Source organism: Erythrobacter aureus, assembly GCF_003355455.1.
Classification (GTDB): Bacteria; Pseudomonadota; Alphaproteobacteria; order Sphingomonadales; family Sphingomonadaceae; genus Qipengyuania; species Qipengyuania aurea.
The window spans coordinates 2,713,943-2,726,635 of sequence record NZ_CP031357.1 but is presented as its reverse complement, the minus strand read 5'-3'; the positions used below and the strand labels follow the sequence as shown (position 1 = coordinate 2,726,635).

At 60.7% G+C, this 12,693-nt stretch carries 9 protein-coding genes and 1 tRNA gene; 8 read left to right on the top strand and 2 right to left on the bottom strand.

The window, feature by feature from the left end; genetic code table 11:
- The first annotated feature begins 1 nt into the window (after window position 1).
- From DVR09_RS17960 to DVR09_RS13415, 4 genes are all read left to right on the top strand, one after another.
- Window positions 2–460 carry a hypothetical protein gene (locus DVR09_RS17960; RefSeq protein ID WP_369692539.1) on the top strand — a complete coding sequence of 153 codons (459 nt, stop codon included), beginning with the start codon at window positions 2–4 and terminating at the stop codon, window positions 458–460.
- The gene (locus DVR09_RS17955) at window positions 418–1,119 is read left to right on the top strand and encodes a TrbI/VirB10 family protein (protein WP_369692538.1); all 702 of its coding nucleotides are present in this window, start codon (window positions 418–420) and stop codon (window positions 1,117–1,119) included. The genes DVR09_RS17960 and DVR09_RS17955 overlap by 43 nt, the downstream gene beginning before the upstream one ends.
- Window positions 1,120–1,133: 14 nt before the next feature.
- Complete coding sequence (virB11, locus tag DVR09_RS13420; RefSeq protein ID WP_115417428.1) at window positions 1,134–2,159, top strand: P-type DNA transfer ATPase VirB11; 1,026 nt, start codon at window positions 1,134–1,136, stop codon at window positions 2,157–2,159.
- Window positions 2,160–2,362: 203 nt separating this feature from the next.
- The gene (locus tag DVR09_RS13415; protein ID WP_115417426.1) at window positions 2,363–5,323 is read left to right on the top strand and encodes a TonB-dependent receptor; all 2,961 of its coding nucleotides are present in this window, start codon (window positions 2,363–2,365) and stop codon (window positions 5,321–5,323) included.
- 51 nt (window positions 5,324–5,374) lie between these two features.
- On the opposite strand, the gene DVR09_RS13410 is transcribed toward DVR09_RS13415, so the two are convergent.
- Window positions 5,375–6,106 carry a queuosine precursor transporter gene (locus DVR09_RS13410; RefSeq protein ID WP_115417425.1) on the bottom strand — a complete coding sequence of 244 codons (732 nt, stop codon included), beginning with the start codon at window positions 6,104–6,106 and terminating at the stop codon, window positions 5,375–5,377.
- A gap of 61 nt (window positions 6,107–6,167) precedes the next feature.
- On the opposite strand from DVR09_RS13410, the gene DVR09_RS13405 reads away from it, so the two are divergent.
- The 4 genes from DVR09_RS13405 to DVR09_RS13390 all read left to right on the top strand — a co-directional run bounded on the left by DVR09_RS13405 (window position 6,168) and on the right by DVR09_RS13390 (window position 10,508).
- Window positions 6,168–6,244 (top strand) — tRNA-Arg (locus DVR09_RS13405).
- A 318-nt stretch (window positions 6,245–6,562) separates the two neighbouring features.
- Window positions 6,563–7,216: a TetR/AcrR family transcriptional regulator gene (locus tag DVR09_RS13400; RefSeq protein WP_115417423.1), complete on the top strand. Its 654-nt coding sequence runs from the start codon at window positions 6,563–6,565 to the stop codon at window positions 7,214–7,216.
- A gap of 90 nt (window positions 7,217–7,306) precedes the next feature.
- Window positions 7,307–9,592, top strand: a complete 2,286-nt coding sequence (locus DVR09_RS13395) for a TonB-dependent receptor (RefSeq protein ID WP_115417421.1) — start codon at window positions 7,307–7,309, stop codon at window positions 9,590–9,592.
- 16 nt (window positions 9,593–9,608) lie between these two features.
- Complete coding sequence (locus DVR09_RS13390) at window positions 9,609–10,508, top strand: MBL fold metallo-hydrolase (protein WP_115417420.1); 900 nt, start codon at window positions 9,609–9,611, stop codon at window positions 10,506–10,508.
- 167 nt (window positions 10,509–10,675) lie between these two features.
- On the opposite strand, the gene DVR09_RS13385 is transcribed toward DVR09_RS13390, so the two are convergent.
- Entirely contained in the window at window positions 10,676–12,637 is a 1,962-nt protein-coding gene (locus DVR09_RS13385; RefSeq protein ID WP_115417418.1) for a flavin-containing monooxygenase, read from the bottom strand.
- Window positions 12,638–12,693 lie beyond the last annotated feature (56 nt).

The following is a 12,693-nucleotide window of genomic DNA, read 5'->3' as shown; positions in this document are numbered from 1 at the left end:
CATGCGACTGCCCGAAAAGAACGCGGGCGATACCGGGATCGCCAATGATGTCGACCCACGCGACCAGACCGATGCGGAGGTCATCGATCTGGCGCAGCGCAACGCCTTCCCGGCGGTGTCGCGTCCTGCGGGCAAATCCGATGCGCTTGGTCTGGTCGCGGGCATCGCCCTTGTCGCCGGGCTGGGCTTGGTGACGCTGTGGAGCATGAATTCGGCTCGTGTCGCCCCGCCCGAGGGTATCGGCGGCCAGCAGGCTCCGGTCGAGGCCGCGCCTGCGGTGCCTCCCCAAGCCGTGACGCCGGTTGCCCCGGCCGCCGCGATGGCCGCCCCGCGCCCCGCCCGGATCCGGCCCCGCAGCCGGTTCTGGCCGCGCAGCCCCAGCCGGGTCTCGCCGCCAATCCATATGCCAATCCAACCGTGGTCTTCGATGCGGGCAATTCGCCCGCGACGCTCGCCATAACCGAACCGGGAGCAACTGGCGGCGCAGGGGCCGCCAATGCTACGGGCAATTCCGCCAACGATTTCGCCAGCCGTATCGGCGGCGTCGGTGGCGCTCCGGCGCAGGCCAAGGCCATGGTCAATCCGGCGACCACCGTCACCCAGGGCACATTGATTCCCGCAATTCTCGAAACCGCCATCGATACCAACGTCCCCGGCTATGTCCGCGCGGTGGTCAGCCAGGATGTGCGCAGCTTCGATGGGACGAAAATTCTGGTCCCGCGATCCACTCGGCTGATCGGTCAATACCAGTCGGGGCTGCAGAACGGCCAGAAACGCGCCTATGTCATCTGGACGCGGTTGATCCGCCCGGATGGCGCTTCGGTCAACCTCGCCTCGCCGGCCATCGGTTTCGACGGAACGACGGGTCTTGCAGGCAAGGTTTCGGGCAACAGTTTCTTCAAGCGCTTCGGCTCGGCCATGCTGCTCTCGGTCGTCGGCGGTGTCGGCTCGCTGGCCACGGGCGGCGCGGCAGGCGTGCTGATCGGCGGGGCCAGTTCCTCGGCGGCAGCCACCGCCGCGCAGCAGGACGGACAGCGCGGGCCGACCGTGAGAGTGCGGCAGGGCGAACCGATCCGCATCTTCACCGCGCGCGACCTCGATTTCTCCTCGGTAAGCTGAGCAGGGCCGAACCGTTGAGCGCCGACATCCATCCTTTCCAGCCCGACGGCCAAACCGGAGAAGGCGCGCCGAACGTGGACCTCCACGGCGAACGCAGCGTCTATCTCGATGCTTATCTGGCCCCGTTTCGCGAATGGCTGGACCGCGACACGGTGACCGAAATCCTCGTCAATCGGCCGGGTGAGGTGTGGGTGGAGGATGCTGCGGCGGGCGGGATGCAAAAACTCGCGCGGCCCGATATCGACGACCGGCTGATCCAGCGGCTCGCCGAACAGGTCGCCCGTGTCAGCCATCAGGGCATCAACCGCGAACACCCGCTGCTTGGCGCCACTCTGCCGGGCGGGGCGCGCGTCCAGTTCTGCGGACCTCCTGCCGCGCGCAAGCACTGGGCCATGGCCATCCGCCGCCATCGCCGCCTCGACCTGCCGCTCGACGCTTATGACACCGGGCCGCTGACCCCGATGCAGCGCGGTGCCATGCCGGATTCCCAAGCGGAACCGGTGGCTTTCCTGCGCGAAGCGATCCGCCAGCGCCGGACAATTTTGGTTTCGGGCGGCACCAGCACCGGCAAGACGACCTTCCTCAATGCCATGCTGGGCGAGATACCGAAGCACGAGCGCGTGGTGCTGGTGGAAGACACACCCGAACTCAAGCTGCCGGGCGAAAATGGCGTCGGCCTTGTCGCGGTGAAAGGGGAGCTGGGTGAAGCCAAGGTCACGGCCAACGAATTGCTGCAGGCGGCTTTGCGGTTGCGCCCCGACCGCATCGTTTTGGGCGAATTGCGCGGCGCGGAAAGCGTGAGCTTCCTGCGCGCGATCAACACCGGCCATCCGGGTAGTTTTTCCACCATTCACGCCAACTCGCTTCGCGGTGCGCTCGAGCAGCTTTCGCTGATGGTTATGCAGACGGGAATCGGTCTTACCCGCAGCGATACCATTGCCTATGCCGCGAGCGTGATTGACGTGATCGTACAACTCGGACGCGACGGATCGGGCAAGCGCGGCATCTCCCAGATTGCCGAAAGCGCCACGCTCGTCTGACTGCGACACCTTTCCGCGACTTCTCACAACACCAGTATGCCGTAGCGTCAATTGCGCACGCAATCGACACGAACGGACAATACTTGCTAAACAACCATGGGGTTTTGCGCAATAATCATGCGCGAACCCTTGCGTGCATGCAAATGTGTGGTAGCTTCTGGACCATAGGCCGCAAAGACGGTCACATGGAGAGGAGAGGGTTAATGAGGGTAAGGGCTTCCCTGCTCGCGGGTATCTGCGCGAGCGCGATTTCGTTTCCGGCATTTGCACAAGAGGCAACTGACGACGATCTCGAAGATCCGCGGCTCAGCAGCAACGTCATCATCGTGACCGCACAGCGCCAGGCACAAAGCCTGCAGGAAGTGCCGATTGCGGTCAGCGCCTTCGATGCCGAGGCGCTGGAAGCACAGCAGATCGAGAATGCCAGCGATCTTCAACTGACTCTGCCCAACGTATCCTTCACCAAATCGAACTTCACCAGTTCGAGCTTCACCATTCGCGGCATCGGCGATCTGTGCGTCGGTGTTACCTGCGACAGCGCTACTGCGATCCACACCAATGGATCGCCGCTGTTCGGCACGCGGCTATTCGAAACCGAATATTTCGATCTCGAACGCGTCGAGGTCCTGCGAGGGCCGCAGGGTACCCTTTTCGGGCGCAATGCGACCTCGGGCGTCGTCAACGTGGTCACTGCCAAGCCCGAACTCGGGACCTTCAGTGCCGCGGCCGATTTCGAATACGGCAATTACAACAGCATCAAGGCAAGGGGCATGGTCAATGTGCCCTTGGGCGATACTATCGCCTTTCGCGCGGCTGGCTTTTATTTGAACCGCGATGGTTTCACGACCAATCTATACGATAACAGCGACATCGATGGTCGTGACATGTACGCGGTGCGCGGTTCGCTGCGCTTCGAACCCACGGCCAGCACGACGCTCGACCTCATGGCCTTCTACTTCCGTGAGAATGACGATCGACTGCGTATCCAGAAGCAGACCTGCCAGCGGGATCCGACCGGTGTTCTGGGTTGTCTCAACACCCGCCGCGATTTCGACAGTACGAATGCCGATTCCACGCTGGCGAGCGTGCTGACCTCTGTCGAACTGTTCCGCATTCAGGGACTGCCCGAAGCGCTCGCACTGGGCAGCGTGTACGACACCGATGGCGATGGCTATTCCAACTTCGTAGAGCCCAACGACGTGCGGACGGTGAATACCGCATTTACGCCGGAATACTTCGCCGACGAACTGCAACTGCAAGCTCATCTCGACCAGGGGCTGGGCAGCATGAACCTGTCGCTGACGGGTATCTATCAGGAAACCACGGTCGATTCACGGCAGGACTACAATCTCGGGATACTCGACCGGTCGGCATATGCGACCGGGCTCAACACGCTCGCTTTCTTTGCCGCCAACGGCGTACCCACCGGTTTGCCGGCCCCGGCTCCGGCTTTCGTCCCGGGATCGAGCGCCTATTTCGCGCCGATCGCGGCCGCGTTGATCCCCAATGGTCCGAACGGCGTGCTGTGCACTTCGGACAATGACGATGGCAATCTCGGTGCCTTCGAAGGGAATTCGATCTGTTCGGATGTGCCGCTCAGCTTCGACCGCTCGGTTCAATATCAGACCGCCTGGTCGGGCGAGGCGATCCTGTCGAGCGATTTCGACGGGCCGTTCAACTTCCTGGTCGGCGGCATTTATGCCGAGACAGATGTCAGTGAGAACAGCTACTACGTTAATTCCTTCGGTCTGGATTACGCAACGGCCTTGCTGGGAACATTCGCGGCCTTTGCCAATGTCGATGGTGACGGAAATCCCGCGCCGCTGCCTCCGTCTTATCTGGCGACATCGATGTACCGGAACAATACGACGGATTTCAAACTCAAGAGCTTCGGCATTTTCGGCGAGGTCTATTTCGACATCACCGATCGCCTGCAGTTCACTGGCGGCCTCCGCTATAATGACGACAGCAAGAGTGTCTCTGCGCGCACCACGCTGGCAGATTTCCTCAACCCCTTCGGCAATGGTGACCCGTTCACATCGCCGTTCGTCGGCGGTTTCGACGCCGATGACGCACTGCCGGGTAACCAGCTGTTGCAGGAACGCGAGGTCAACTTCGATGCGATCACCGGTCGCGCGGTGCTCGATTACGAAATTTCACCCGACAACACGCTCTATTTCTCCTATTCGCGGGGCTACAAATCGGGCGGCATCAACCCGCCGCTTTCGCCGGTTTTCGCCGTGACCGACAGTTTCGGTTCGGAGCAGATCGACGCTTTCGAAATCGGTTCCAAGAACACGTTCCTGAACGGCGCCGCACAGATCAATCTCACGGGCTTTTACTATAAATACAAGGACCTGCAGCTTAGCCGCATCGTCGCGCGTACGTCGGTCAACGATACGATCGATGCCAATATCTGGGGCCTCGAGCTGGAGACAATCTTGCGTCCCAGCTATAACTGGCTGATCAACATGAACATCAGCTACCTGAATGCGAAGGTGGCGGGCGATCAGTTCTTCAGCAACCCGCGCGATCCGGGCGGCGGCGATCCGAACGCCGTCATCATCAAGGACATTTCGAACGGCTCGCTTTGCGCGGTTACCGGAGCGGGCGCCAATGCCTTCGTTACTGCAGTGAATGCCAATCTCGGCCTCCGCGCGCCGGGAGCGTTCCCGGCTGATGGCGGGATCGCTTCAAACGGGGCGTTCAGCATCTGCAGCGTGCTCACCGCGCAGACGGCCAACCCGGCCTTCGCCCCGCTTGGGCCGATCAATGTGTTGAGCCCGGGTGTAGAGGTCAATTTGCGCGGCAACCGCTTGCCTCAGGCGCCTGAGTACAAGGCTTCGATCGGGGTCCAGTACACGGCCGAATTCGACAATGGGATGTCGCTCGTGCCCCGGTTCGACCTTGCCTATACGGGCGAACAGTACGGCAATGTCTTCAACGGCAACGTCAATCGGATCGAACCCTTCGTTCAGGCGAACGCGTCGATTCAGCTCAATGGCAGCGACAATCGCTGGTTCGTCCGTGGCTTCGTCCAGAATATCTTCGACAGCAATTCCGTGACGGGTCTCTATGTGACCGACGCCTCGTCGGGCAATTTCACCAACATTTTCACGCTCGACCCGCGGCGCTACGGCATCGCGGTTGGCGCGAAGTTCTGATCACACCTTCAATGGGGGAGGGAGGGGCGGCCTGCGGGTCGCCCCTTTTTTCTATCTCGCCGATGATGCGAAGGGTGAGAAATCGGTGTCGGTATCGAAAACCTCCACGCCCTCCGCGCGCTTCAGGGTGCCGACCACGGCGTAGGTCACCGGGGTCAGCAGCGCTTCCCACGCGGTCTTGATCGCCCATTGCGACAGCACGACCTGCCACAGCAGCTCGACCGGCCAGCCGACGAGGCCCCAAAAGGCCAGCGGGTAGAAAATCATGCTGTCGAGGCCTTGCCCCACCACGGTCGAGCCGATCGTGCGCATCCACAGGTGTCGCCCCTGCGTCCAGACCTTCATTTTGGCGAGCACGTAGCTGTTGGCGAATTCGCCCGCCCAGAAGGCGACCATCGAAGCCAGCACGATGCGCCAGGAATTGCCGAAGACGAATTCATAGGCCTCTTGTCCCGGCCAGCCATCGGCAGGGGGCAGTTGCACGACCACCCAGGCCATGAAGGCCATGAATAGCAGGGCGGCAAAGCCGGTCCAGATAACCCGGCGCGCGCGGGCATAGCCGTAAACCTCGGTCAGGATGTCGCCGATGATGTAGCTGACCGGAAAGAACAGCACGCCCGCGCCAAAGGACCACTCGCCGATCACTGGCAAAGTGACGTAGCTCGGTTTGGAGGCGCCGATCAGGTTGGACAGCAGCAGAATGGTGACAAAGGCTGCCATCACCAGATCGTAGTACCGGAAACGGGGTGCGGTGGTCGCGGGGGCCTGCGATGGGTTTTCCATGACAAAGTGGGTTAGAGCCGATTGGCCAGTGGCGAAAGGCACGTTATGGCACACACAGCGCGCGCCCGTAGTTCAACTGGATAGAGCACGAGCCTTCTAAGCTTGGAGTTGCAGGTTCGAGTCCTGCCGGGCGCGCCATTTCAGGCAGTTTTTTGGCGGCAGGCCATCGGGTGCGAGTGTATCCGGGATGGTTCTCGGCGGTTGGCGTTCTCTTCGATGTGGCGGGCGCCCAAGCTTCGGGGCATTTCGGTCTGCCCAAACAAGGGGCGATCGGCCTCGTCGATCAGGGCACCTTACATCTTGTAGTCCATCGGCTCGAACCCTTCATACCGATAAACTGAAAAAAATACTGGCCAGTATATCGATTTTTTGCCATCATCTTCTCGATGGTGGAGGAAAATCCACCGCACGGGAGATGGAATTGCTCGAACGCTCCAGATCAGCGATGGTGCGGCTATGTCAGCTGTAGCCAGAAAAACGCGCAGGGCCGTGGGGGCGGAGAATGCCTCTCTCAAGAGCGAGTTCGTGGCCTTCAAGACCAATCGCATTGTCGAGGTTGCGAGCCGATTGTTCTACCAGAGCGGCTACAGCAGCTGCACGCTGGACAATGTCGCCGAACAGCTCGGCGTCACCAAGCCGTTCCTCTATTCCTACTTCAAGAACAAGGAAGCCATCCTCGCCGCGATCTGCGAAGTGGGGATCAGCGAAGCGCTGGCGGTTCTCGAGGCCACCTTGGCCGGCGATCACAAGAACCATCGCGACCTGCTTGCCGAGGTCGTGCGGCAGGTCGGCAGGATCGTGATCGATCGGCAGGAATACGTCGTGGTTTACCAGCGCGAGATGAAGCATCTGAGTGCTGACGACCACGAACGCATCTTGCGGCTGAGGCACTCTTTCGATCACCAGATCGCGGAATTGATCCGCGAAGGTATCGAGGCCGGCGAGTTTCGCGAGGATACCGACTCCTTCGTTGCCGTCTGGATCGGGGGGCTGATCAGTTGGATACCGACCTGGTATTCGCCGGGCGGCCAGCGATCCGCCGACGATGTGATCGACCAGTTGGTCACGGCGGCCTTGCGTTTAGCGGGTGCCGAAAAACCCACGAACTAACACCATACCAGAAACAGAATCGGTCCGAATTTTGCAAACGTATACTGGCCAGTAGAAATTAAGAGGCTTGGTATTTTGGGAGAGAAGAGAATGAAGAAGAGCACCAAGTGCGCATTGCTGGCGGCCACCGCCGTCGTTTCGCTCGCCTCTGCCGGTCAGGCAGTGGCGCAAGACGGCGATTCGCAGACAGCATCGAGCGGCAGTTCGGAAAATGTGATCGTCGTCACCGCGACGAAGTCGGGTCAATCGCTGGAAGATACCGCCGCCGCCATCTCGGTGATCGACGCATCTGCCGTGGGCGCGGGCGGCATTGAGAATGCGGGTGATCTTGCGGCGGCCATACCCAATGTCTCGGTCGGGGATCAGTTCGGCGTCAATCGGACCTTCATCCGCGGCATCGGCCTTACCAGCATCGATCTGGGGGCCGACGGCGCGGTGGCGTTCCTTCAGAACGGCGCGATCAACAGCCGACCGGCGGCCCAGTTGAGCGGATTCTACGATATCGCGCAGATCGAGGTTCTGCGTGGTCCGCAGGGCACGACCTATGGACGCGGCGCGACGGGCGGTGTGATCAACATTGTGACGGCTCGGCCGACATCGTATTTCGAAGGCTATGCGCGGGCGACCTATGGGAATTACGATGCCATAACGCTCGAAGGCGCCGTGGGCGGACCCATCGTCGGCGACGCATTGGCATTCCGGGTGGCCGGAAAATACGAAAGCCGTGATGGCTACGGGGCCAACCTTGTCACCGGAAACCCGGTCGACGACAGGGACGCCTATGCCTTGCGCGGCTCGCTTCGGGCCAATGTCACACCGGATCTCGAACTGCTGGTGGTGGCCGACCATTTCCGGGAAGACGATTACAATTACGCGTTCCACTATTTCGGCCCCACGGTGGCACCCGAGGCGGCATTGCCCGGTCCCCTATTGGGCGGAGAGACGATCAACGATTACTATGCCAATCTCGGCCAGCGGGTCGACAACCGGAATGTCTATTCGAACGAAGACGCGATCAACGATCGCAAAGGCACCAGCGTCCAGGCTATCGCGACTCTCGACAAGGGCAGCTTCACGCTGACTTCGACCACGGCCTATCGCAAGTTCCAACGCTTCAACCGGAACGATCTGGATGTCACCAATGTGAATGCGTTCGGTCAGAACAACTATACCGAGGACAGTGAATCCTTCAGCCAGGAGCTGACCTTCACGGCCGATCTGGGCAGCGTCTCGCTGCTGGGTGGGGCGATGTATTTCGAAGAGGAGCTGTTCGGCGAGGTCAGGGTGCCGACGGTCAATCTCGCCCGGTATTTCAATATCGTTCTCGGCACCAACCTGCCGCCCGATCTCTTCGATGGCGGCAACTATCTCCAGCGTGGGACGGTGGATACGAAGGCCGCCGGCGTTTACCTGGAAGGTACTGTCGATATTACCCCCAGCCTGTCGTTCACGGCTGGCGCGCGGTACAATTGGGAAAAGCGATCCGGCACCGGGCGCTTCACCTTCGATGCCCAGGGTATCGACATCCCGACCGACAAGAGCGGCGACTGGGATGCAATTACGCCCAAATTCGTTCTCGAGTATGAGACCCCTGGCGGGACGCTGCTCTACGGCAAGGTCACCAAGGGTTTCAAATCCGGTGTGGTAAACATCGGCAGCTTGAACGCCGTCATCGATCCGGAAGACGTGTGGAGTTACGAACTGGGTCTGCGGGGCGAGACTGCCGATGGAACCTTCGGCTACAGCGCTGCGGCCTTCTATTACGACTACACCAATCTGCAGGTCGGTTTCGTCAACGAGAACAGCATCGTCGAAACGATCAATGCCGCTTCGGCCCGCAATTACGGGCTTGAGGTGGAGGCGACGATCCGTCCCGCTCCCAACACCACCTTCCGCCTCTTCGGGACATATCTGAATGCGGAATATACCGATTTCTGCAATGGCTATTATGCAGCCGGCGATACGACGCGCAGGCAGTTCCCCGTCTGTGCCGACAATCCCGCCTTGTCCGACCTTTCCGGCAACCGCTTGGCGAATGCGCCGGAGTTCACGGTGGCCCTGTTTGCCGATCACACGATCGACATGGGTGGCAATGGGGCCATCGATCTTTCGGCGGATCTGAACTTCCAGGACGAAGTCTTCTTCACCGAATTCAACAATGACGATGCAAGGCAAGAAGCCTTTGCCATGGCGAATGCCAGCGTCACGTATCGCTCGCCCGGCGATACATGGTCGGTATCCGTCTGGGGCAAGAACATCTTCGATAAATACGCCTTGGCGAACACGATCATCACCGCGCCGCTTTACGGCTTCGTGTCGGTCGGATCGCTCAGGCCGCCGAGAACCTACGGAGTGACCGTCGGCTTCGACTTCTGAGTCGCGGGAACATCGGATGTTGGAGGCATTCAGGATAGGCCGCCACAAGGTCTATCGGATCGAGGAATGGCAGGGCGGGTTCAGCCCGCCCGACGCTCTCTTCGCGGAATACGATCCCGGCGTCTTCGCCGGAGGATGGACCGGGATCGTGCCGGACTTTCTGCGCACCGGGCTCGTTTATGGCTATTTGCAGAGCTGGGTGATCGATACCGGGACCCAGCGGGTGCTGGTCGATACCGGAGCGGGAAACCGCAAGGAGCGGCCAGGCATCCCGATTTTCGGCGACCTGGAAGGCGATTTTCTCGACCGGTTGGGCGAGGCAGGCTTTACCCCCGAGGACATCGACAAGGTCTTCTGCACCCATCTTCATATCGATCATGTCGGTTGGAACACCAGGCTAATCGGGGATGCGTGGGAACCGACATTTCCCAACGCGACCTATTATTTCCCCGCTCTGGATGAAGAGGCGTGGAATCCCGAAAAGGAAACCTACCGCTCGCTGACAGGGGCGGCGGTAAACGCCAATGTTTTCGAAGACAGCGTGGCGCCGATCATCGCTGCCGGACAGGCGGAACTGATCGAAAATGGTGCGACGATCGCCGAGGGCATGATCGCGCATGATTCGCCCGGCCACACGCCGGGGCATATGGTCCTGGAAGTGGAGAGCGAGAGTGCAATCGCGCTGTTCACGGGGGACATACTGCACCACCCGGTTCAAATTCAGCGGCCTGACTGGAACAGCGTGTATTGCGAGAACCGGGAGGAAGCCGTGCGGACGCGGCGCGCGATACTGGGGCGTGCCGCCGACCGGGGCGCCCGCATCGTGCCCGCGCATTTCGCGGCCCCGCATTCGGTTTTCGTCGAGCGTATCGGCGGGGATTTTCGCCCACTCTTCCGCGCCGGATCGAGAGCGTAGCCTCCTGACGCATCATCGGTTCAATCCTGTGCCGACATAGCCCCGAAGACGTTTTGCAACCGGAGCTGCGTTCGCGCAGCTCCGGCATGCTGCCGTATCCGACGGGCCGACCCGGCGGGATGCCGGTCCGGGGTCGGTTTGGGGGTGCAGGGCGCGTCGACGGGATTTCAGCCCGTCTTCGCCGTGTGGGCCGCCCCCGCGCTATCGCTGCTGAAAACGAGATCGCTTTCCTTCGGTTTGCGCGTCATTCGCCAGAAGGCATCGTTGCGCCAGGGGGTGATGGCGATCACGCGGCCTTTCGAGTTGCGATACCAGTTCTCGGTTCCAGGATGCGTCCAGACCAGCTTCTCATGGGCTTCGTCGATCCGGTGGAGGTAATCCTCATAGACCGCGTCGCGGACCTCCACGGTTCGCGCGCCGTGCTCGCTTGCGGAAAGCACCACTTCTCCGGCGAAGTGCATCTGGTTCTCGATGTTACGGATCATGCTGCCGCCGTGACCGGAGCCGACATTGGGGCCGAGAAGGATGAAGAAGTTTGGAAAACCGGGGACCAGCGTTCCCAGATAGGCGGCTGCGTCGTCCTTGCCCCATTTGTCGTGCAGAAGCTGCCCTTCACGACCGACGATGTCGTAGGATCCGAGCACTTGGGTCGTCTCAAAACCCGTGGCGAGGATAATAACATCGGCATCCACGCTCTTGCCGGAAGATGAATACAGCGTCTTGCCCTCGATCTTCGCGAGATGCTCGGGAATGAGCTCCACGTTATCTTTCTTGATGGTCCGGTACCATCCATTGTCCAGCAGCATGCGCTTCGCGAAGGGCGGGTAATCGGGCAGCACATGTTCGATGAGATCGGGCCTGTCCGCCAACTGCTCCTTCACATAGCGCGTGAATGCACGGCGATGACCGTCATTGATCTCGTTGACCGCACGGTCGGGGTGGGTCCATTCGGGATCGCGGAACAGCGTGCCATGCACACGGTCGTTGAAGGTCCAGGACAAACGCTGTTCCAGCCATGCGCGATATAGCGGAACCACCTGCATGAGATAGCGGACACCTTCGGGAATGGTCTTGCGAAACTGCGGGAAAGGTGCCGCCCATTGTTTGGACCGGGCGAAGATGGTCAGGCTTTCCACCTCGTCGGCAATCGCGGGGGCGACCTGCATGCCCGAGGCGCCATTGCCGATTACCGCCACCCGCTTGTCCATCAGGTCGACATCGTCCGGCCAGCAACTGGTGTGGTAGACATCGCCCCGGAAATCATCGAGGCCGTCGATCTTCGGATATTTGGGAGTGTTGAGGATGCCGACCGCGCTGAACAAATAGTCGGCGCTATGGGTTTCGCGGTTGCCCTGCGGCGTGGTGACGGTCACATCCCATTTGCCGGTTTGCTCGTTCCAGCGGGCCTCCTCCACATGGGTCTGGAACCGCGCGCTTTCATAGAGGTCGAACTCTTTCGCCGTGTCGAGCAGATACTCCTCGATTTCATCGCGCAGCGGGAAATACATCGACCAGTCGTTCGGTCGGCACGAGAAGGTGTAGGTCAGGGACGGCGTGTCCACTCCGCATCCGGGATATTTGTTTTCGAACCATGTCCCGCCGAAGTCCTCGTTCTTTTCGAACAGAATGTAGGGAACGCCCAGCTTCTGAAGCTCGATACCCGCGCAAATGCCCGAGACACCGCCGCCGATGACAATCGCACTCTTGTGGGCAGGGATGACAGTGTCGGCCTCGTTTTCCGCTTCGTCGAACTCCATGCCCGCAGCGATGATGTCGCCATATTCCTGCGGTACATGTTCGGTCATGGCGACGGTCAACATTTCCGCGAGGCGCCGGTTGTCGGGACGCGGAACGGCGAGTTCCCGGCCTTCGAGCCATGCGTCGATGGCGGCGCTTGCGGCATTGCGAATTTCGTTCTGGATATTCTCGGGCAACTGGCCGCTGTCATTGTCGTCGAGCCCGGGCGAACGCTTGGGAGCATAGGGTTCGTTCAGCCAGCGCTCCTCGCCCGTCATCTGGTAGAGAACCAGCAGAAGAGCCGGAATATTGGCCTTGGCGATACCCTCTCGCAGGAGTTCTCGATCCGCATCGGCTGGAGAGACCGGGCGGTGCGTGAAAGGATGGTTCATGAAAGGAATGTCCTATGGTTTTGGGCAGCCTGCTGCTGTCTGGATTTCGGTGGCGA